Origin of the sequence: Flavobacterium collinsii (assembly GCF_902804485.1) — a bacterium.
Lineage (GTDB): Bacteria > Bacteroidota > Bacteroidia > Flavobacteriales > Flavobacteriaceae > Flavobacterium > Flavobacterium collinsii.
Map to the genome: position 1 here is coordinate 21,677 of NZ_CADCST010000086.1, position 22,483 is coordinate 44,159.

General features: G+C 35.8%; 18 protein-coding genes and 1 riboswitch. Of the genes, 1 reads left to right on the top strand and 17 read right to left on the bottom strand.

Annotation, left to right across the window (positions count from 1 at the left end; genetic code table 11):
* Positions 1-69: 69 nt before the first annotated feature.
* The 7 genes from FLA105534_RS12820 to FLA105534_RS12850 form a co-directional block, all read right to left on the bottom strand.
* Positions 70-651: a precorrin-2 dehydrogenase/sirohydrochlorin ferrochelatase family protein gene (locus FLA105534_RS12820; protein WP_173966522.1), complete on the bottom strand. Its 582-nt coding sequence runs from the start codon at positions 649-651 to the stop codon at positions 70-72.
* 105 nt (positions 652-756) lie between these two features.
* A complete protein-coding gene (gene cobA, locus FLA105534_RS12825; protein ID WP_173966523.1) occupies positions 757-1,530 on the bottom strand; it encodes a uroporphyrinogen-III C-methyltransferase in 774 nt (257 codons plus the stop codon).
* Positions 1,523-3,613, bottom strand: coding sequence for a HEPN domain-containing protein (locus tag FLA105534_RS12830; RefSeq protein WP_173966524.1), 2,091 nt, complete (start codon positions 3,611-3,613; stop codon positions 1,523-1,525). Before FLA105534_RS12830 ends, cobA begins: the two co-directional genes overlap by 8 nt.
* Positions 3,614-3,793: 180 nt before the next feature.
* The gene (locus FLA105534_RS12835) at positions 3,794-5,038 is read right to left on the bottom strand and encodes a sulfate adenylyltransferase subunit 1 (protein WP_173966525.1); all 1,245 of its coding nucleotides are present in this window, start codon (positions 5,036-5,038) and stop codon (positions 3,794-3,796) included.
* 109 nt (positions 5,039-5,147) lie between these two features.
* Positions 5,148-6,065 carry a sulfate adenylyltransferase subunit CysD gene (gene cysD, locus FLA105534_RS12840; protein WP_202700681.1) on the bottom strand — a complete coding sequence of 306 codons (918 nt, stop codon included), beginning with the start codon at positions 6,063-6,065 and terminating at the stop codon, positions 5,148-5,150.
* An 86-nt stretch (positions 6,066-6,151) separates the two neighbouring features.
* Positions 6,152-6,862: a phosphoadenylyl-sulfate reductase gene (locus FLA105534_RS12845; RefSeq protein ID WP_173966526.1), complete on the bottom strand. Its 711-nt coding sequence runs from the start codon at positions 6,860-6,862 to the stop codon at positions 6,152-6,154.
* A gap of 27 nt (positions 6,863-6,889) precedes the next feature.
* Positions 6,890-7,792: a sulfite exporter TauE/SafE family protein gene (locus FLA105534_RS12850; RefSeq protein WP_173966527.1), complete on the bottom strand. Its 903-nt coding sequence runs from the start codon at positions 7,790-7,792 to the stop codon at positions 6,890-6,892.
* 311 nt (positions 7,793-8,103) lie between these two features.
* Between FLA105534_RS12850 and FLA105534_RS12855 the strand changes: the two genes are divergently transcribed.
* Entirely contained in the window at positions 8,104-8,886 is a 783-nt protein-coding gene (locus FLA105534_RS12855; RefSeq protein WP_173966528.1) for a sulfite exporter TauE/SafE family protein, read from the top strand.
* A gap of 106 nt (positions 8,887-8,992) precedes the next feature.
* Here the strand turns inward: FLA105534_RS12855 and FLA105534_RS12860 are convergent, their stop codons facing one another.
* The 10 genes from FLA105534_RS12860 to FLA105534_RS12905 form a co-directional block, all read right to left on the bottom strand.
* The gene (locus FLA105534_RS12860; protein WP_008466594.1) at positions 8,993-9,403 is read right to left on the bottom strand and encodes an RrF2 family transcriptional regulator; all 411 of its coding nucleotides are present in this window, start codon (positions 9,401-9,403) and stop codon (positions 8,993-8,995) included.
* 258 nt (positions 9,404-9,661) lie between these two features.
* Positions 9,662-10,834: a trans-sulfuration enzyme family protein gene (locus FLA105534_RS12865; RefSeq protein WP_173966529.1), complete on the bottom strand. Its 1,173-nt coding sequence runs from the start codon at positions 10,832-10,834 to the stop codon at positions 9,662-9,664.
* A 336-nt stretch (positions 10,835-11,170) separates the two neighbouring features.
* Positions 11,171-11,599 (bottom strand): OsmC family protein, encoded by a 429-nt coding sequence (locus tag FLA105534_RS12870; protein WP_173966530.1) that lies wholly within the window; start codon positions 11,597-11,599, stop codon positions 11,171-11,173.
* Positions 11,600-11,816: 217 nt separating this feature from the next.
* Positions 11,817-14,231 (bottom strand): bifunctional aspartate kinase/homoserine dehydrogenase I, encoded by a 2,415-nt coding sequence (gene thrA / locus FLA105534_RS12875; RefSeq protein ID WP_173966531.1) that lies wholly within the window; start codon positions 14,229-14,231, stop codon positions 11,817-11,819.
* Position 14,232: 1 nt separating this feature from the next.
* Positions 14,233-15,216 carry an alpha/beta fold hydrolase gene (locus tag FLA105534_RS12880; protein ID WP_246253239.1) on the bottom strand — a complete coding sequence of 328 codons (984 nt, stop codon included), beginning with the start codon at positions 15,214-15,216 and terminating at the stop codon, positions 14,233-14,235.
* A 77-nt stretch (positions 15,217-15,293) separates the two neighbouring features.
* Positions 15,294-15,402, bottom strand: a riboswitch (SAM riboswitch).
* A gap of 188 nt (positions 15,403-15,590) precedes the next feature.
* On the bottom strand, positions 15,591-15,791 hold the full coding sequence (locus FLA105534_RS12885) for a hypothetical protein (RefSeq protein WP_026110069.1): 201 nt from the start codon (positions 15,789-15,791) through the stop codon (positions 15,591-15,593).
* 602 nt (positions 15,792-16,393) lie between these two features.
* Positions 16,394-17,482, bottom strand: a complete 1,089-nt coding sequence (locus FLA105534_RS12890) for a homoserine dehydrogenase family protein (protein ID WP_173966533.1) — start codon at positions 17,480-17,482, stop codon at positions 16,394-16,396.
* Positions 17,483-17,661: 179 nt separating this feature from the next.
* A complete protein-coding gene (locus FLA105534_RS12895) occupies positions 17,662-18,966 on the bottom strand; it encodes an O-acetylhomoserine aminocarboxypropyltransferase/cysteine synthase family protein (RefSeq protein WP_173966534.1) in 1,305 nt (434 codons plus the stop codon).
* A 68-nt stretch (positions 18,967-19,034) separates the two neighbouring features.
* Entirely contained in the window at positions 19,035-19,223 is a 189-nt protein-coding gene (locus tag FLA105534_RS12900) for a hypothetical protein (RefSeq protein WP_173966535.1), read from the bottom strand.
* A 410-nt stretch (positions 19,224-19,633) separates the two neighbouring features.
* Positions 19,634-22,480 carry a TonB-dependent receptor plug domain-containing protein gene (locus tag FLA105534_RS12905; RefSeq protein ID WP_173966536.1) on the bottom strand — a complete coding sequence of 949 codons (2,847 nt, stop codon included), beginning with the start codon at positions 22,478-22,480 and terminating at the stop codon, positions 19,634-19,636.
* Positions 22,481-22,483 lie beyond the last annotated feature (3 nt).

The window sequence follows — 22,483 nt, forward strand, 5'->3', positions numbered from 1 at the left end:
TAATGCAAAGGAACGAATAATTTATTCTATTTTCAATGATTTTTGTCATTGATTTCTTTGCGGAATTTTTTACTCTTTATTTTTTAATGAAGCGGTTATTTCGTTCATTTTTTTAACCTTCTCTTCAAAATTACCTTTTAATGTCTTTCGATATTCATTAAGGTTTTCGACCATTTTATTGATATCCTCGGGAATTACCTCTTCAAAAAACTCACGAAGTCTTTTGGCTGTTGTTGGCGATTTTCCGTTGGTCGAAATGGCAATTTTCACATTGCCTTTGGTTACAATTCCTCCCAAATAATAATCACACAAATCCGGTGTATCGGCTATATTACAAATCAAATAACGCTTTCGGGATAATTCGTATACCTTTTTATTGACTTTTAAATCATCGGTACAGGCAATTACCATATGGCGTTTTTTGAGCATTTTCTTTTTGAACTTCGATTTTGTCAATGTAATCGAAGGATGTTTCTCAGCCAAAATCTTTATTTCTAAATGAAAATTTGGCGCTACTACCTCAACATTTGCATTAGGGCTCGACTTTAACAAAAAAGAGAGTTTTTCTAATCCTACATTTCCTCCGCCAACAATCAGAACATTTAGATTGTGAAGTTTTAGGAATACGGGATATAATTCGTTTTGTTCCATTTTAATTTTTATTACCGATATAAAGTTCGTTCAGAACAATTTATCATGCAAACATCGGATTAAAACCTGAAGCTACAAAATTGGTTGTACCTGATGAAACAATTATTAACGAATCATTTCATTTGGGAGGAACTCTTCATAAAACCCTTTTAGTTTGTTGCTTTCGCGAACAACCTCTCCAAGAACGATAATTGCTGGTGAGCTTAGTTTCTTCTCCTTTACAATTTCTAAAATCGAATCTACCGTTCCTACACCTACTTTTTCATCGGCCAACGTTCCGTTTTGAATAATCGCTACGGGTAAATTTCCTTTGCTTTCTTTCTGAAATAAATCAATAATCTGAGGCAATTTGTGCATTCCCATCAAAATTACGACTGTTGCTGACGATTGTGCAGCCAAAGCAACATCCGACGACAATTTCCTGTCAGAAGTTGTACCTGTTATGGCCCAAAAACTTTCGGAAACTCCTCTTTTAGTGATTGATATTCCCTGACTCGCCGGAACTGCCACTACCGAAGATATTCCGGGAACTACAAATGTCTCTATTCCAAAACTTTCTATAAATTCAATTTCTTCACTTCCGCGTCCAAAAATAAACGGGTCACCACCTTTTAAACGCACTACATTTCCGTACGTTAATGCATTATCAACAATCAATTGATTGATCTGATCCTGTGTATAAGCATGATTCCCTATTTTTTTTCCCACAAAAATTCGAATCGCATTTTTGGGAGCGTGCGCTAATATTTCCTCATTAGCCAATGCATCGTACAAAACCACATTCGCTTCAGCAAGTGCTTTTACGGCTTTGAGCGTAAGCAAATCCGGATCGCCGGGACCCGCACCAACTAAAGTTACTTTTGGTTTGATATTAAGCATTTTCTAATTCTTGAGCTCTATATTTTTCTATCGTATCAAAAAATGCAATTCCTTCCTGAATGTATTGTTTTGCAAAAGCTTCAGAGGGTTGTATTGCATTGATTTGATACACTAATTCTCTAAATGATGTTGCCAGTTCAATTTTACCGGCTGCAATGAAAACGGTATCAAATAAATCAACGATTCCTGCATGATTGTTTGTTTTTTCGTTTTCAGAAAGCAGCAACGCTTTTGCGCCGTTTACAAATCCGGCGTATGCATGGTAAATAGCATCCGACCATTTATTTTCGTCAAAAGATTCCTGAGCAAAAGTCAGTTTATCTTTGGCTTCCAACAATAAAGTCGCCACCAAATCAATCACTACTCCGGCACATTCTCCAACTCCAACAGCTTTTACGTAATTGTCAGCATTACCCCAATCTACAAAATCAGCTTCGGTTAAGTTCGTTACGTCTGATAAAGGCTTTAAAATTTCATAGAAATATTTCTCACCTTTTTCATCATAGTAATTCAGAAATTTTTGTCCATTTGCATTCGCATTAAAATCATTTAAAATGGTACGCAAAGCATCCGGTCCTCTTCGGCTTGGAATTTTGATTACTTTATCGGCAAAACGTCCTGCTCCATTTCCTAATCTGCCTCCGCCTAATAAAACCTGTAAAGCCGGAGCTACCAGTTTCCCTGAATTGATTGACATTCCCTGAAATCCAATCGCTGACATATTGTGCTGTCCGCAAGCATTCATACAACCACTAATTTTAATTTCAATTTCGCGGTTGTTTAAATACTGAGGATATTCAGCACTTAATACTTTCTCTAATTCTTCTGCAATTCCGGTACTACTTGCAATCCCCAAATTGCAAGTATCTGTACCCGGACATGCTGTAATATCTGCCGTTGAATTATATCCCAGATGAACAAAATTCAACTTAGCTAATTCCTGATAGAAGAAAGGTAAGTTCTCTTCTTTCACATGACGTATTACAATATTTTGACGCAATGAAAAACGAAGTTCATTTGCGGCGTAGTTTTTAATTAAATCAGCTAATAATCTGGCTTTATCGGTGTAAAAATCTCCTAATAAAACTTTGATTCCTATAGCATAATAACCTGCCTGTTTCTGAGCGATTACATTTGATTTTTTCCAGGCTTCATAAGCTTCCGTATCTTCAATTGTAACTTGCGGAACTTCCAATAAAGGTTCCGGAATTGGTCCGTCAAAAGCAGTTGTATCAATTTCGTAGGTTTCAAAAGCGATTGCTTTTTTCTCTTTTTCAACCAAATCAAGGAAAACATCTCTTCCCATTTCTTTGATTAAAAATTTCATACGGGCTTTCATTCTTTTTGCACGCTCACCGTATCTGTCAAAAATACGAATAATGCCTTCTGCCGTTGGAATAATCTGATTCGCCGGTACAAACTCTGAAAGCAATTCGGCATGGGCTGGCTGAGAACCTAATCCTCCACCAAACATAATTTTGAAACCACGCTCGCCATTAACAATTTTTGGAATAAATCCTAAATCATGCAAATAACTCAAAGCAGTATCTTCGTCTGAAGAAGAGAACGAAATTTTGAACTTACGCCCCATTTCCTGACAGATTGGGTTTCTTAACAGATATTGAAAAAGTCCGTGTGCGTAAGGCGAAACGTCAAACGGTTCGTTAACATCTACACCTGCTAATTCGCTTCCGGTAATGTTTCTAACGGTATTACCGCAAGCTTCACGTAAAGTAACATCGTCTTTAGCCAAATTTGCCCAAAGCTCGGGAGTTCTGTCCAGACTTACATAGTGAATCTGAATATCCTGACGCGTCGTAATATGCAAACGTCCTGTAGAATATTCATCAGAAACTTTTGTAATACGGATCAATTGTTCGCTTGTTACTTTACCATAAGGCAATTTAATACGAATCATTTGAACACCTTCCTGACGCTGCCCGTAAATTCCACGCGCTAAACGAAGACTACGAAAACGTTCATCATCAATTTTTCCTCCACGGAACAAATGAATCTTTTTTTCTAAATCGATAATCTCTTTCTGAACTACCGGATTTTCTATTTCTGTTCTAAAACTTTCCATTTTTTTTCGCTTTAGGCTTTAAGCTGTAGGCTATAAGCTTTTTAAACTTTGTGTTTTTTTAATGCTTTAGGCTTTAAGCAATAAGCTGTAGGCTTCTTGCATACCTTTTTATACGTTTTTTGCTAAAAGCTTACAGCCTAAAGCTTATTGCTTACAGCGGTAAAATTGCTTACAGCAGGTTTACCTAATAAATCCTACTCCTGCCGTTGTATTTGTTGCGGTATCAATTAAGATAAATGCGCCGTTTGATTTATTATCGTTGTAGGCATCAAAATATAAAGGCTTGCTTAATTTGATGTTTACTTCTCCAATTTCGTTGATGGCTAATTGTGAAGCTTCTTTTGTTCCGGAATAATCCGTTGAGATGGTATTTTTAATACTTTCTACTTTTGCCAAAACCGAATTGGTGTTGTGCTGAACGATATATTTTGTCCCCGGAACCAGTTTTTTACTGTCCATCCAGCATACTGTTGTAGTGATTTCTTTTTCAATTTTTGGAAGTTCTGACGATTTTACAATCATATCACCTCTTGTCACATTGATATCATTTTCTAATTCGATGGTGATCGAAGAGCCTGCAACGGCTTCATCAAATTGTTTGTCGAAAAAATGAATTTTTGAAACTTTTGATTCTGTCAATGATGGAAGTACCGTAACAGCGTCTCCTACTTTTATTGAGTTTCCGTATAATTTCCCGGCATAACCTCTAAAATCATGGTATTCTTCTGTTTTTGGACGAATTACTGTCTGAACGGGGAAACGTGCTTTTCCTGCTTCAAAAACATCTGAAGAATGTAACCCTTCTAAATGCTCCAACACCGTTTGTCCATCGTACCACTTCATGTTTTCTGATTTGTCCACAACATTCCCTCCGTTGATGGCACTAAGCGGAATGTAACTTACGTTTTGTTCTTTGAAAGTACTCTTAGCATTTAAAGCCTGGAAATCGGCTTTGATTTTATTGAAAACTTCCTCTGAATAATCCACTAAATCCATTTTGTTGATCGCAACAATTACCTCTTTTACTCTCAATAAATTATTGATGAAAAAATGACGGTATGTTTGCTCGATTACTCCTTTTCTGGCATCAATTAAGATGATCGACACTTGAGAAGTCGAAGCTCCTGTTACCATGTTTCTGGTATATTCTACGTGCCCCGGAGTATCGGCAATAATGTAACTTTTCTTTGCAGTCGAGAAATAAATGTGCGCCACATCAATTGTGATTCCTTGTTCTCTCTCCGCCACTAATCCGTCAGTTGCCAGTGAAAAATCAAGATAATCGTATCCTTTTTGCTTGCTGCTTTTCTCGATCGCTTCGATTTTATCTGTAGTCAATGATTTTGTATCGTACAGTAATCTTCCGATCAAAGTACTTTTCCCGTCATCTACACTTCCTGCTGTTGCTATTTTTAAAACTTCCATCTTATATATTGTTTCAGGTTTAAAGTTTCAGGTTTCATGTTCTCTCGAAACTTATAAATCTGTATGTTTTTTGTTTTCTTGATTCTACTTTTTAATTATCAATTATCAATTAAAAATATCCTTGTTGTTTTCTCTTTTCCATTGCAGCTTCAGAACGTTTGTCGTCAATTCTGGCTCCTCTTTCAGAAATCGTAGAGCTTCTGATTTCTCCTACTACTTCTTCGATGGTTGCTGCATAAGATTCAACAGCTGCTGTACAGCTCATATCTCCAACGGTTCTGAAGCGAACAATTCTTTCTTCGATTTGTTCGTCTTCTTCCTGGTACACAAAAGGAGAATGTGACCAGATCAAACCGTCTCTCAAAAAAACTTTTCTTTTATGTGAGAAATAAATAGATGGAATTTCGATATGTTCTTTCTCGATATAACTCCATACATCTAATTCTGTCCAATTTGAAATTGGGAAAACACGAACGTTTTGACCATTCTCTATTTTTCCGTTCAAAATGTCAAATAATTCCGGACGTTGGTTTTTTTCATCCCATTGACCAAAATCGTCACGAACTGAAAAAATACGCTCTTTTGCTCTTGCCTTCTCTTCATCACGACGCGCTCCTCCGATACAGGCATCAAACTTAAATTCTTCAATTGCATCTAAAAGTGTGGTCGTTTGTAAACTGTTTCTACTGGAATATTTACCCGTTTCTTCAACCACTTTTCCTTCATCAATAGCATCCTGAACATTACGTACGATTAATTCCAATCCTAATTCTTCTACCAATTTGTCTCTGAAAGCAATAGTTTCCGGAAAATTATGTCCGGTATCAACATGCAAAAGAGGAAACGGAATTTTTGCCGGGAAAAATGCTTTTTGTGCCAAACGCACTAATGTTATCGAATCTTTTCCTCCAGAAAAAAGCAAAACCGGTTTATCGAACTGTGAAATTACTTCTCTGAAAATATATATTGCTTCGCTCTCTAAAGCGTTTGTTTTTAATACTGAACTCATTTTGTTTTTTTGTTTCAAGTTTAAAGTTTCAGGTTGTGTTTATTGTGAGTTTCCTAAAACTTTCTACTGTTATTCTTTACTCTATACTCCTGTTTCTATCCTCTCTAATCTTTCTTAGCGCTATGCAAACCACATTCTTTATGACTTGATTCCCACCACCATCTTCCGGCTCTGATATCTTCACCCGGGAAAATTGCTCTGGTACAAGGCGCGCAACCAATGCTTACGAAACCTTGTTTGTGTAAAGCATTTTGAGGAACATTGTTTTCTGATAAATAAACCTCAACCTCTTCTAAAGTCCATTTTAGTAATGGATTGAACTTTATAATCTCAAAGCCTCCATCGTACTCAAACAATTGCAGATCGTTTCTATTCTCGGATTGCTCTGCTCTTAGACCTGTAATCCAAACCGAATTTCCTGCCAACGCTTTTCGTAGCGGAACTACTTTTCGAATGAAACAGCATTCTTTTCTGTTCTCAACTGAATCATAAAAGCTGTTTGGACCTTTATGTTTTAGTAAATTCTCTACTGCTGCTGCTTCTGGAAAATAAACCTCGATCGGCTTTTTGTACTTTTTTAATGTTTTATGAAAAACATCATACGTTTCCTGAAATAACCTTCCGGTATCTAATGTAAAAATGGTTATATCCTGATTACTTTTTGCAATAAAATCAGTGATAACCTGATCTTCCTGTCCAAAAGATGTAGAAAAAATCACTTTTCCGGGATATTCACCTGCTAAGAAAACTAAGGTTTCATCCAGTGAAAAGTCTTTCGTTTTATCTAATAATGATTGTATAATAGTCGCACTCATATTCTCTTTCTTTCCTTCTAAAAAATATTACAATAATTTAGATAATGTTTTTAAACTCAATAGTATTATTAAAATCCCAACTGCAATCATCATTGGCTTTCTTCTGATTTTATTTAAAAGATAAGCTCCTAATGGCGCTGCGATTACACCTCCCAGAATCAAACCTATAATAACCTGCCAACCGTGGATTCCTCCAAAAAGCATGAAGGTTATACCACTTGCGAACGAAATTGCAAATTCAGCTGCATTTACAGAACCTATAGTATATCTTGGATTTCTTCCTCTTCCTAATAATGTTGAAGTCACAATAGGCCCCCAGCCTCCGCCTCCAACTGAATCCATAAAACCTCCAAAAATGGCCAGAAATCCTAATTTTTTAGTTTTCTTTTTAATGATCTTTTTAACTAAAGCTTTTCGAATAATTATAATCGCCAGAACAATCATATAAACTGCAATAAAAGGCTTTATAATATCACCATTAATAACATCCGACAATAAATATGCTCCCATTATTGAACCTAAAACTCCCGGAATCAATAAATGTTTGACCAGTTTTTTATTGATATTTCCAAATCGGTGATGAGAAAGTGCCGATGCTCCCGTAGTAAACATTTCAGACACGTGAACCGCAGTACTGCTAATCACTGGCGGAACTCCGTACGCTAATAAAAAGGATGTAGAAGTTGCCCCATAACCCATTCCTAAAGTCCCGTCAACCAATTGTGCAAAAACTCCAATGGCAAAAAACACTAAAAACTCCTGATTGAAACCATCAATAAACGCATTCCATGAAAATTCCGCATGGTGATTGTAAATCAACGTTGTCAACAAACCTATAAGCAAAATGGCCGGTACTAAAACCCACAATCTTTCTTTTATTGCAGCATCAGACTTAACTTCTACAGTATTTATTTTTAGCTCTTTTTCCATTCTAATGGTTTGTTTTATTTTAAAAATCCATTACCCTATCGGGCTAGTAGATTGAATGGCAAAATTACTACTTATTTCTAAATATCAAAACAATATTTAATATTTTTATAAAGCTATTTAGCATAAGGTCAATTGAGAGGACCTCACAAAGGTATTAACAAATCATCCTTACAAGTAAAAAAACTTATTATACTGTTTTTCAGTACTATATCGCTAAAAATTTTATTATTCTTGAAATACACTTTTTAAAGTCTACCATATCTATAGGATAATTATAAAAATGTTGTTATTTTTACCTCAAATTTTTATTCATGGATTTTCAAATAGGTCTTGTAATTGCAGGTTTAGTTGTAGGTTTTGTCGTGGGTTTAACGGGTGTTGGAGGCGGCTCTTTGATGACTCCAATTTTATTATGGTTTGGCATCCCTCCAACAACAGCGGTTGGTACCGATTTATTATATGCCGCTTTTACCAAAATGGGAGGTGTTTTTGTACATCATAAAAAAGGCAATATCAATTGGTCTATTACTGGCTGGCTCACTCTGGGTAGCGTTCCTGCCGCTTTACTGACTTTATGGATCCTGAATAGCATCAAAACTGACATTACTACCATAAATGCCGTCATCAAATACAGTTTAGGATGGGCACTACTATTTACTTCTATTGCCATTCTATTCAAGAAAAAACTATTGGTATTTTCACAAAAACATGCGGGAGATAAGTTTCACAGCGAAAGTCATACGCAAAATATGCTCACTGTTGGAATTGGAATTTTACTGGGAGCAACCGTAACCTTGACATCAATTGGAGCTGGTGCATTAGGTACCGTTACTTTGTTTTTCTTATATCCGCTCTTACCCACTCCACGTTTGGTTGGTACCGAAATCGCACACGCAGTACCTCTAACACTGGTTGCCGGAATCGGACATGCCTCAATGGGAAATTTAGATCTTATTTTATTGGGACAATTATTACTAGGATCACTCCCGGGAATTTTTATCGGAAGTATGCTTAGCGGTAAAGTACCTGATTTATTTCTTAGAAATGCCATTGCAGTGATGCTTTTCCTGGCCGGTTATAAATTGATCTTTTAAATTAATTACAGGCTTTCAAAAATAGAATCTGAACCTAAAATAAAAAGACCATTTCAATATTTTTAATGAAATGGTCTTTTATATGAATTCTGAATGAAAGATCTAATTAAAATGCAATATCCGCCAACGAGTTACTTTCAAGAATTTTTAGGGTATTATCTCTAACCTCAGTCATTAATCTTCGTGCAGCACAGGTTGATTCATCATCACAATCGTCGCACCTTTCATAAAAGTTATGACTTGCACAAGGCAGCAATGCAATAGGTCCTTCCAGAATACGATAGACTTTAGCCATACTGATGTCTTTGGGGTCTTTTATCAGATAGTAACCACCACCCTTTCCTTTTTTAGCTCCTAAAAAACCTGAGTTTCTAAGCAGCAGCAAAATACTTTCTAAAAACTTAATTGAAATATGTTCACTTTTCGCAATTTCTGCAATTTGTACCGGCTCATTATTTTCACGTCTGGCCAAATAAGTTAAAGCTTTAATTCCGTATTTTGTTTTCTTTGAAAGCACTTTTTATATATTTTAATCGCTATTGCCAATTTTAGGCCTCTGACCTAAAACAACAATCGTCTTGTTTTTCTGCCACAAAAATAAACTTTTTAAATGAGAATAGTAATAGAACCAAATTTTAAATTCTACTAAATTGATATAGTTTAAACAAAGCCAAATAAAAAACGATTTTCAACTGCATTTATTATGAGTCAAAAATCGTTATTTATTTAAAATCAATTCCTGGTTCAAATCTAAAATCAGAAATCTAAAATTATTTTAAGAAAGCGCCTGTTTTAAATCGGCAATTACATCTTCGACCGTTTCCAAACCAACTGAAACACGCACTAATCCCTGAGTTATTCCAACCGCTAGCTGATCTTCTTCAGACAACTTACTATGTGTTGTTGAAGCAGGATGCGTCACAATCGATCTCGTATCGCCAATATTTGCCGATAGGGAACACAGTTTTATTTTATCTAAAAATTTTCTTCCGGCTTCAATTCCGCCTTTAATTTCAAAGGCAATAATATTCCCCCCCAATTTCATTTGCTTTTTGGCAATCTCATATTGCGGATGTGATTTCAGGAACGGATATTTGATGCTTTTTACATTTGGGTGTCCTTCTAAAAACTCCGCTACTTTTAAAGCATTTTCACAGTGTTTTTCAACACGAATTGCCAATGTCTCTAAGCTTTTTGACAAAACCCATGCATTAAACGGAGACAAAGCAGGACCTGTATTTCTGGAGAACAAATAAATTTGTCTGATTAAATCTTCACTTCCAACCGTAACTCCTCCTAAAACTCTACCCTGACCATCGATCAATTTAGTTGCTGAATGCACAACTAAATGCGCTCCAAATTTTATAGGCTGCTGAAGATAAGGTGTCGCAAAACAGTTATCGATAATTAAAATCAGATTGTGTTTTTTAGCAAGATCTCCCAACAATTGTAAATCGATTACATCAACACCCGGATTTGTAGGCGACTCTGCGTATAAAATTTTTGTATTTGGTTTAATGAATCCTTCGATTGTTTCCGGCTTAGTAATATCAAAATAAGAGGTTTCGATGTTCCATTTCGGAAAATAAGTCATAAATAAAGCGTGTGTCGAACCAAAAACACTGCTCGCTGACACGATATGATCTCCTGAATTTAATAACGCTGCAAAAGTAGAATATACTGCTGCCATTCCGGTTGCAAAAGCATAACCCGCTTCGGCACCTTCCATTTTACAGATTTTATCAACAAATTCTGTTGTGTTCGGATTGCTAAAACGGCTGTAAATATTTCTTTCTTTTTCTTCAGTAAAAGAAGCTCTCATGTCTTCGGCATCTTCAAATACAAAACTTGACGATAAGTATAATGGCACCGAATGCTCTAAATACTGACTTCTTTCTAATTGTGTTCTGATGGCTTGGGTTTCAAAACCAAATTCTTCTGTGTTCATTTTTTTATTTTTGTTTAACACAAATTGCACTAATTAGCACAAATTCGCTTTTTTATAAAATTTCACAAAGATTCACAAAGCAAAATGCAGTGCATCACCTAGAATTTAATGTGAATTTTCATGGTGTGATTAAAAATCAAAAAATTATCTAATTCTCAAATTGACTAAAACACGAATTACACTGATTAGCACAAATTCGCTTCTTTTATAAAATTTCACAAAGATTCGCAAAACAAAACACAGCGTTTCGCCAGAAGTTTAATGTGAATTTTCATTGTATAAAAGTGGTCAAAAAAATCTCAAATTCTCAAATTGACTAATTATCCAATTATCCAATTACTTTAATTCTTCGTTGTTCAGGACTACCTTATATTTTACGGTAGCGGTAGGCTCAATTGTTTTAGAAACCGAGCAATATTTCTCAAAGGAAAGCTGGGCTGCCCGTTGTGCTTTTTCAGGGTTAACATCTCCTTCTAAATAAAAAACCACATTGATTTCTTTAAAAGGCTTCGCTTCACCAACCTGTACACGCTCTCCTTCTACCTCAGCATTAAAAGAAGTGATCTCCTGACGTTGTTTTTTTAAGATCGAAATCATATCAATGGCACTGCATCCCGCGACACCCATTAATACAAGTTCCATTGGGCTTGCACCTAAATCGCTTCCGCCAAATTCGGCTCTGCTGTCAACGTCAACTACATGACCACGTTCATTTTTGAGTTTAAAATGAAACGCATCGTTTACTCTGTTTAAGGTTACTTTCATTGTGTTGTTATTTTTTTTTGTTTTTTATTCTTTATAATCTTGTCACTTCGACGTAAGGAGACTCGAGCGATAGCGAACAGACGAAGTAAATCACATTAGATTGTTGACAAAGATTAAAATGTTTCGTTGCGGAGTTCCTTGTGTGATTTCTCCCTTCGGTCGAAATGACAAACTGGACCTATAAATCTGCAATCTCAAATCTTCAATCTCAAATTCCTTACCCTTTATCTGATAATCTCAAAATATCACCAAACACTCCTCTCGCTGTTACCGCAGAACCTGCACCGGCTCCCTGGATTACGATTGGACGGTCTCCGTAAGACTCTGTATAAATCTCAAAGAAAGAATCAGATCCTTTTAATCCGCCTAAGGCAGTGTCAGAAGGTACCGAAACTAGTTTTACTTCTAAGATTCCTTTATCGTTTTGCAAGTCTCCAGACAATTCACCAATATATCTTAACACGTGATTCGGTTTTTGATCGGCTTTTATTTTTTCATAAATCGGATCGAACTCTTTCAATTTCGTTAAGAAATCTCCAACGTTACCTTCACGCAAATGCTCCGGAATTAAATTCTGAATTGAGATTTCTTCAAACTCGTTCTGCAAGTCCAATTCTCTTGCCAAGATCAATAATTTTCTTCCCACATCATTTCCGCATAAATCCTCACGAGGATCCGGTTCTGTGTATCCGTTATCAATCGCTTCCTGTAAAATCTCACTAAACGGAACGTCTTTTGCCGAAAAATTATTGAATAAATAACTCAATGTACCGGAAAATACTCCTTTTATCTTTGTGATGTTTTCTCCTGAAAGGTGCAATAATTTAATCGTATCAATTAATGGCAATCCTGCACCAACATTGGTTTCGTATAAATAATTCTTCTGATTTTCGGCTAAAGATTTTCTCAATTCTTTATAAAAACCATAACTCAGTGTATTGGCTACTTTGTTAGAAGAGATAAGATCGAAACTACTCTCCACCAACGGAATATAATTCTCAACAAATTTTGCACTGGCTGTATTATCAATCGCAATCAGGTTTTCTAAATGATGTTGATTCGCATAAGCAATAATATCCTGAATGGTATAGGCAAGTCCTTCCTTTTCAATGTCTGTTTTCCAGTTCGAACTTACTCCGTTTTTATCTAAAAGTACTTTTTTGGAATTGGCGATTGCAAAAACATTCAGTCTCACATCTTTTCGTTTTTCGATAGCGTCAGTCGATTCTAAAATCTGATTGATTAAGGTTCCTCCCACTAATCCATGACCAATAATGGCAATATTGATTTTTTTGGAAACTCCGAAAATCTCACCGTGAATTACGTTTAAGGCTTTATGTAGTTCTGATTTTTTAACAACCAAACTCACGTTTTTACCCGTAACGGTATTATTGAACAAAATCGGAACAATTTTATTTTTGATTAATGCTGTGTATGGTTTATGAAAAGTACTCAAATCCTGACCGATAATCGAAATTACCGAAACATTATCGGTTACCGTAATTTGATTTACATCTTTAGAATAGAAGTCATTTTCGAATTCTTTTTCTAATTCAACCATCGCCAATGTAGCTTTGTCGGTCGCCACCACAAGACCAATGCCTCGCTCTGAAGAACCTTGCGAAATAATACTCACACTGATGTTGTGATCGCCCATTACTTTAAAAATTCGGGCATCTACACCTGCTTTCCCAAGTAAGCCGCGGCCTTCCAGATTCACCAAAGATACATTCTCTAAAACAGAGAGTGTTTTAATTCCTTCTTTAGCAGAGTCTGAAGTAATCAAAGTCCCGCGATTTTCATGATTAAAGGTGTTTAAAATACGAAGCGGGATATTTTTTTCCAGTAATGGAATGATTGTTTTCGCATGTAAAATGGTAGCGCCAAAATTGGCTAATTCATTCGCCTCATTAAACGACAGGAATTCGATCTTTTTAGCATCGGCAACCAGATCAGGATTTGCTGTGTAAATTCCGTCAACATGCGTAAAGTTTTGCAATTCTTCGGCATTTAGATAATTCGCAATTAGCGATGCGGTATAATTACTCCCGTTTCTTCCTAAAGTTGTTGTATCGTTGTTATTGTTAGATCCAATAAAACCGGTCACGATGTTAACCGTTGAACCGTTGTGTTCTTTAAAATAATTGATCACATTTTTCTTAGAAAGCTGTTCCAAAGGCTGTGCATCACCAAATTTAGAATCGGTTTTCAACAATTCTCTTGAATCTACAAAATTTGCAGGAACTCCTTTTCCAATTAAAATGGCAGTCAGCAATTTAGCCGAAAGTAATTCTCCTTTTGATAAAATCTGATCTTTAATTTTATTGCTGTAATCCCCAATAAGACTTACTCCTTCAAAAAGTTTATCGAGTACATTAAATTCTTCCGACAAATCAACCTGAGGATAATCTGAAATCTGATACGCTTTAAAATTCTCAAATAATGGTTTATAATCCCCATTTTTCGCAGCAATTTTTAAAATGTATTCCAACTCGTCTGTTGCATTTCCGCGGGCCGAAACCACAACAGCTATTTTTTCATTCTGCTGTACTTTATCCGTAATAATTGAAACTACTTTATTAAGTCCTTCTCCGTTTGATAACGATTTACCGCCAAATTTTAATATTTTCATTTTATTTTTCTATTGTTTCTGCCTTAAAAATATCGGCAAGTAAATGATCTAATTGTTTGTACTCGATTAAAAAAGCGTCATGTCCGTGAACCGAATCTATTTCGCTGTAAGAAACATTGTCTTTGAACTTTTTTAATTCCTTAAAAGTTTCCCGATTTTCTTTGGGTATAAAAAACAAATCCGAATTGATTCCGATAATGTGAATCGCAGCGTCTGTTTTAGATAACAAAGTCTCAAAATCCTCTCTGTTTCTGGTGATGTCTATGGTTTTAAGCAATTGGTTCATCAATTTATACGAAGCCAATTGATATCTTTTCTGTAGTTTTTCACCATGATGCGCCAGCCAGCTTTCTATATTAAAAACAGGACGGTTGGCATTGATGGTACGTTGAAATTTCTCTTTGAATGATTCAGGAGACCTGTAACACAACATAGCATGAATTCTGGCATCTTCGATAGGTTTTGAAGAATTGTTCAAAATTTGCTCTTGTAAATAGCAATTGGCGATCATCCAGTCGGTCGACTTCCAATCTGTTGCAATGGGAATCAGGTTTTGAGTAATATGGGGTTCTAATGCAAGAATTTCCCAGGCGATGCCACCACCAACAGAACCTCCGATAATGGTATGTAGTTGGTGAATATTTAAAAGCTCCAGACCTTTAATAAAAATGCGGGCAATATCTCTGGTAGTGAAATCCTGATAGTTTTCGATGATAAAGGAATCATTTCCGTTTCCGGGCACATTAAAAGCCAGTACGGTAAATTTATGGGTATCGATTGTTTTCTCTTCCCCAATAAGGTCATTCCACCAGCCGTTTGCTCCGGTAACCTCAGCATTCCCTGTCAAAGCATGGTTAACGAGAACAATAGGCGCACTATACAATGGTAAACCGGAAAGTGTAAAACTTAAAGGTAATGATGAGTAGGACACACCACTTTCGGTGATGAATTCCTGAATTATAATGGGACTTGGTATATTTTCCAATTTCAAATCTTTTTAATTTTGATTTGTATGTGGAAATATTAGAAAGAAAGTCTAGAGTGAAACCAGAAAATTTCTTGTTGTTATCTTTCCACGTTTGGGCGTGGTAGAATGCAGCACCTTCTTCGAATTAACGAAGGGTTGCTAAGGATTCATCGGGTCTAATCCCTCGTCCTTTCTTTATAACATTTCAATACGTTTTTGAACTTAAAGGTGCAAATTAACTACTAATTTCTCAAACAAACAAATTTTATCGAAACTGATTCCTCAATTTCTTAAACATAATTCAAACAAAAACTAGTGTACGCAAAAAATTACCGAACAATTTGCCCAGTAAAATTAAGCAGGTTTCCCTCTATTTTATGATGCTTTTAGATTTAAATAAAAAGCGTTTCATTCTCTTTTGAATACATCAAAAATAATAATGAATCCGGATTTTTCTTCTCCGCTTTTTTATTTGTTTCAGTCACCCCGAATCTTGAATCGGTCAATTCATTTGTTGGCGGTGCATTGTTTCTTTTAGCTCTAATGTTTTTCAATGTTGAAAAAGTCTTTGTTAGGTAGTTTATTGTGCTCATGACATTTAAGTTTATGTTAGTTTGCGTGTTATTATCTTTATTTTATGTTTATTTCTTTGTTATCGTAATCAAATGGAATAAAAAAACCCTTTTGGGTTTTTAATACCAAAAGGGTTCAAGTTTTTTACAACTTATATATACTTTTAGTATCAACAGACGCATACACAAATACGTGCGACGTTAAACATCTTGTTCATCTGTAGGGACTTATTCATCTGGGACTTAATTACTATTTTAAAAAATTCTTGCATTTTTTCTATTTTAATAAACTTCTTTAAACTTTAGAAATATTTCTAATTTACTCTTCTTTTAATCAACAGAGTACAAAACTTTTGCCTCAATCGATGTAACTTTCATTCAGAATACTAAATTATTTCTTCTTTAGTTTTGAAGTCTTACAAATTTGCGAATATTTTATCAATTATGCAAGTGAGACTCAATAAATTAATCCCAAAAAACGTTAAAAAGCGGCCTTTTTAGGTTAAAAAACATCTTACAAAATTAACATACCAATATTTAAAAGATAAATCTTACAAAAAATAACTTAAAAACTTTCCTGTTTCATTATATCAAAGAACAACTTACTAGTATTTCGAAACCACTTACAACCAGACTGCTTCTTTATTTTTGATCTTTTCGGCTACTTTTAAAATATCTGTAATTACACCCCTTGAAATGGCTTGCTTACAGGCCGAAGCACTTTGAATCACAATTGGAACAGCTGCATACGATTGTGTATAAATTTCGAAAATGGTATCTGATCCTTTCAACTGACCTATTGCTGAAGTAATGGGTTCTGAAACCAGTTTGACTTCTAATGTGTTTTTTACAACATCAAATTCTCCCACGTATCGCAGTACATGATCATCTGCCTGACTAATCTTAGCAATTTTAAACGATCTGTCGAGCGCTTCTTTATTCAGAATGCCGTTTTGCTCCAGATGCTCTTCATTAATAAGGGAATTAATTTTTATATCTGACAGCTCAAAATCTTTTCCAATTTCTCTCGTGAGAATCAGCAATTTTCTGGCTGTATCATTTCCGGATAAATCTTCTTTAAAGGTGGAACGCATTAAACCGAGTAAACTCGCATCTTTTAATAAAGAAGAGAAGGTTGTTTCTTCGGCAGCAAAGCGATTAAAAACATAACTCAGATTATCTGAAAAAACACCACGAATCTTTGTGATTTTTTCGCCTGAATAATACAAGTCTCTCAAAGTTTGTAAAACCGGGAATCCGGTATCTACTGAGGTTTCATACAAAAACTCTTTGTCGTACTTTTTAAGGTTTGACCTAATCTCTTTGTATAAATCAATCGGCAATGTGTTGGCTTTTTTATTTACCGCTACAATATTAAATCCGTTTTCGATCAATGTATTATAATGATGTATTAACTCATCGCTCGCCGTAGCATCTACAGCGATTAAATTTTCAAATTCATTTTCTTTGGCAAATTCAATAATATCCTGAACCTTAAAAGGAACAGCCAATTCCAGAAAATTGGTTTCCCAAGCATATCCTACACCTTCTTTCTCGAAAAAAGCTACAGTTGAATTGGTGATAATCGGAAAGTGAAAATCGATATTCTTACTTTTGAGAAAAAACTCCTGACTTTCAATAATTTGATTGATCAAAGTACTCCCTATATTTCCAATTCCAAAAAGGATGATATTTATTTTAAGCTTTGACATAATTTTACTTTTTAATTTTTTAAACCTTATAACTATTTTAAGTACACTGTAGCACTCTACATTAAACCTCAACACCTATAAGGTTTAAAACTTTTATACTGATTTGCTTTTTATAAAAAATCACCTCTAGCAGAAATCACGCTGCTAAAGGCAATTTTTCAAACAAAAAACAAAAAAACCTAGTTTTTATTAATGCTGTATTGTGACTCGGTCACGCTTGCAAAAACAGTTTGCAAGTCAGCAATTAAATCTTCTATATCTTCCAATCCAACGGAAAGTCGAACCAGATCTTTTGAAACTCCCGTTTCTAATTGTTCGGCATCAGACAATTGCTGGTGCGTTGTACTTGCCGGATGAATGATTAATGACTTTGTATCACCAATGTTGGCCAGAAGCGAGAAAAGTTTGGTTTCATCTACCACTTTTTTGGCTGCTTCAAAACCTCCTTTTAATCCAAAGGTAACGACACCACTTTGCCCTTTTGGTAAGTACTGCTGTGACAGGTCATAATATTTATTGTTTTTTAAGCCCGGATAGTTCACCCAGGCTACTTCTTCCTGTTTTTCTAACCAGGAAGCCAAAGCCAAAGCATTTTCGCTGTGTTTTTGAATTCGAATTGGTAAAGTCTCTAATCCCTGAATGATCTGGAAAGCATTAAACGGACTCAAAGCTGCTCCAAAATCACGTAATCCTTCGATTCTCGCTTTAGCAATGAAAGCGGCATTTCCTAAAGCTTCGTGATACACTAAGCCATGATATCCCGGTGAAGGTTCTGTGAACTCAGGAAATTTACCATTCGCCCAGTCAAACGTTCCGGCGTCGATAATGGCTCCTCCTAATGAGGTTCCGTTTCCTGAAATATATTTGGTAAGGGAGTGAATGACAATGTCTGCTCCGTAAGCAATCGGATTTAATAAATAAGGAGTAGCTACTGTATTGTCTACAATAAAAGGAACTTTAAATTTTTTAGCCTCCACTGCAATCGCTTTCAGATCAAGCACATCTAATTTTGGGTTTCCTAAAGATTCAACAAAAAATGCCCGTGTGTTTTCTTTGGCAGCTTTAGTGAAATTTTCGGGTTTTGAAGGATCTACAAAGGTAGTTGTGATCCCTAAACGCGGTAAAGTTACACTCAATAAATTATACGTTCCTCCGTACAAACTATTAGAAGCCACAATATGATCTCCTGCTTTTAGTAAAGTTAATAAAGATGTGGAAATTGCAGAGGCTCCTGAGGCTGTAACTACTGCCCCAATTCCACCTTCAAGTGCCGCAAGACGTTGTTCCAAAACATCATTTGTAGGGTTATTTAATCGGGTGTAAATAAATCCAGCTTCAGCAAGACCAAACAAATTGGCTGCGTGATCTGAGTTGTTAAAAACATACGATGATGTCTGATAAATTGGAACTGCTCTGGTTCCTGCATTTTTAGTAACATCGTGTCCTGCGTGTAGTGCGTTTGTGGCAAATTTTTGTGTGCTCATGATTTCTTAGTTTTAGATATTGTTAATAGCTTTTGGTTTATTATTGATTTCTTAAGTCGTTTTTTATCTCATATAAAAAGATCTTCTTCTTCGTGTAAATACATTTGAAAGAGCAGGGAGTTTGATTCACTCGAATACAACTCTCCTTTTATTTTAACTGCATTCTCTCTTTTGTTCTTAACTATACCTGCAAATCGTTTAAAATCTGTTTTCAATCGGTATAAAATCTCTCTTAATATAATATGTAGTGTTTTCATGACATTCGTTTTAGTTTCAGAATTAAAAAAAGCCCTTTCGGATGGCGACCAAAAGGGCTTATAGTTCTAACTATAACAAAGATTCACTCTTTCACTTTTGGTAATAGCAATTTGGGATGCACATTTGCATCATCTCACAACACATCATCATACTATTTGCTATTGTTTTCATTTCTATTTGATTTAAAATTATTGTCTTTTTTTAATTCGACTAATTCTATAGAGTAAATGTAATAAGTATTTTCTGAACTACCAAATTAAATAGTAATATTTAATGTAAAAATTTTATTACCCCTTGTGAATACTGGCCTTACGCTGAAAAAAAAACCACAGATTATATTGATTAAACAGATTTGAATTCATCTTACAATCATTTTAACTCTTATAAACTGTGGCCAATATTATGTTATTTAGAATTTAAAGCTCAATCTGGCAAAACCAAATCTCCCGTTCAATCCAAATTGTGATACTGCTCTGGAATAAGCAAACTGATTGGCGTTGCTTAAATCTGTACTTGGCGCAGGCGACAATGTTGGCGTTGTATTAGTAAAGGCAGGTGTTGCAGGATTGTTACGGTCCGGATAAACATCACCTATATTATTAAAACCAACTGTGAATCTGAATTTCTCGTTAATCTGATATCCAAAAGACAAATCGGTAACCAGCTTAGCGCTGTATTCAGGATGTTCGTAAACAGAAGAGGATCCGTCTAAATTTACATCAGTCGCTCCCGGGTCTGTCACCGCTCCGAAATAACTGTTTCTCAAATAAATGTCCAGTTTTTTGATACTAAACGTAGTCATCAAATTGGCTTTCAATTTTGGAATGGCTTCTTCTAAATAAATTCGGCTTGACTCCGGAAAGAATGAATATTTAAAAGGCTCTCCACCTGCATTGATAATGGATTGAGGAACATTTAATTCTCCAACTCTTTTGGTTGTATTGTAGCTCAATGCAAAATCATTTCTGATCGTGAAATCCGGAATAACATTGTATTTATGCGAAATTACAACATCAATACCTTTGGTCTCGGAGTTGATTCCGTTTGTCCAGAACGAAGCTCTTTCCACACCTTTTAAGTCAAATGCCTGTTGAAATAAGGTTAGAGCATCTTTTTGCTCCGGTGATGTTACTCCATTTATCTGTGCATCTGTTGGCCTGGCATACTGTCCTGTAAGCACCACTCTGTCATCGATTCTGGTAAAATAAGCATCTGTTGCAATGGTAATGTTTGCTTCAGGAATTTTGAATGTAAATCCAGTACTGATACTTTTTGATCTCTCCGCTTTTAAGTTTTCAACTCCAATACTTTTGGCCGCTTGTGAATCGTTTGTAAAGTAACCCACCTGATAAGGAGAACCGTTTATGAACTGAGTTGAACTGCTTTCGAAATATTTTTGCTGTAAGGAAGGGGCTCTAAAACCTGTTTGTCCTGAAATCCTCCAGTTGATATTGTCTGTTAATTTCAAAAGAGACGCCAGTTTAAAGGTAACTGTACTTCCAAAATCAGAATAGTTCTCGTAACGCGCTGCTCCGTTTAGAAGCCAGTTTTCTGTTGCATTTAATTCTAAATCTACATAAGCTGCGCCACTTTTTCTGTCTTTAACTTTAGCATCTGAAGGCTGAAACCCCGAAAATCCTTGTGCTCCGGCTCCACGCTTATTCCCAAAAAAGTCGGTTACTATTAAAGGTGAATTGCTTGGTAAAATTCCCGGAACCAAATTTCCGTTGGTATCATACAGTCCGTAAGAAGCTTCTTCTCCTTGTTGAATCTGATACTTTTCATATCTGAATTCTCCACCAAAGGCAACGTTTAGTCCATTTAAAACATCGTACTTTTTACTTAAATCCAAGTTGGTTGTACTTTGCAAAAACGAAACTTTACCGGCATAAAAACTTGAAGCCGAATTTGTCCCCAAAGTAGCATTAATAGTATTGTTCACATCATATTTAAAAGAGTTTGTTCCAAGGTTTGTACTGATATCTGTATCAAAACCAAATAATTCTGTAGTAGCTCCAACCGCCGCAGAAGCGTCTAAGATCGAAGATTCTATTTCTGGTAAAAATCCGTTTTGATACACCTGCGTAAAAGTTCCTGAACCGTTTGGAAGTCTGTTAAAAGCATACGATCTACCATTTCTATAAGACAAACCTCCAAATGAATATAGAGATGTTGTTTCTGTTAACGGATACTTTGTATTGTAATATAATTGTCCAGATGCTAATTCAGACTGACCTACACTCATATTATAGTCGCTTCTTTCCTGACCTCTGTACGCCAACTCATTGTTGGTTACATCAAAATTCAAAGCAGTTTGCATTTGCGCAATAGTACCTGCCGAAGCAATTGCATTTTGCTGTGCCGGTGTAAAGTAACCCACCTGTGGTGCATACTGTTTCAGCGAATTCAAAATTTGCGCTGAATTTGGGGTATTATTAATATTACTGAAAAATGAATTAATGTTCACACCGTTCTGAGCTGCTCTGTTCTCGACAGCATTGTAGGCATTAAAAATTGCGTTGCTTCTAATTCCTGCGCGGCTTGTTGCCTGTCTGGTCACAGCGCTACCGGTAACATTAAGGAAACTCCCTGCTTTACCCAAAGAGGTTCCGTAATTTAAATCAACTTGTAAATTCTGACCATCAGCTCCTCCTTTAAAATTATTCGATCCCGAAGATAAGTTGGTACCATATTGTATATCTCCTGAAAGATAATTGGCATTCTTTTTCAATACGATATTAATAACTCCCGCAATCGCATCCGAACCATACTGAGCCGCTGCACCATCACGCAAAACCTCGATTCTTTCAATAGCAAATGAAGGTATGGCATTTAAATCTGTTCCTACAGACCCTCTTCCCGGTGAACCGTTAATGTTGACTAACGAACTTGTATGTCTTCGTTTCCCATTTACCAAAATCAAAACCTGATCCGGCCCTAAACCTCTTAGCTGCGCAGGGTCAACATGGTCTGTTGCATCTGCGGTGGAAGTTGCATTACTGGTAAAAGAAGGTGCCACATAATTTAAAATTTGGGTTACACTGGTTTGTGGTGCTCCTTTTGTTATTTCTGAAATATTAAAAACGTCAACCGGAACCGGTACATCTGTTTTTACTCTGTTTTTGCTGCGTGACCCTACAATGGTCACTTCGGTCAATTCATTATTTTTTAAACTGTCCTGTTCTTTTTTATTCTCCTGCGCATAAATGCCCGAAAAGGTCAAAAGACTTAAAGCTACTACTACATTCTTTTTCATTAC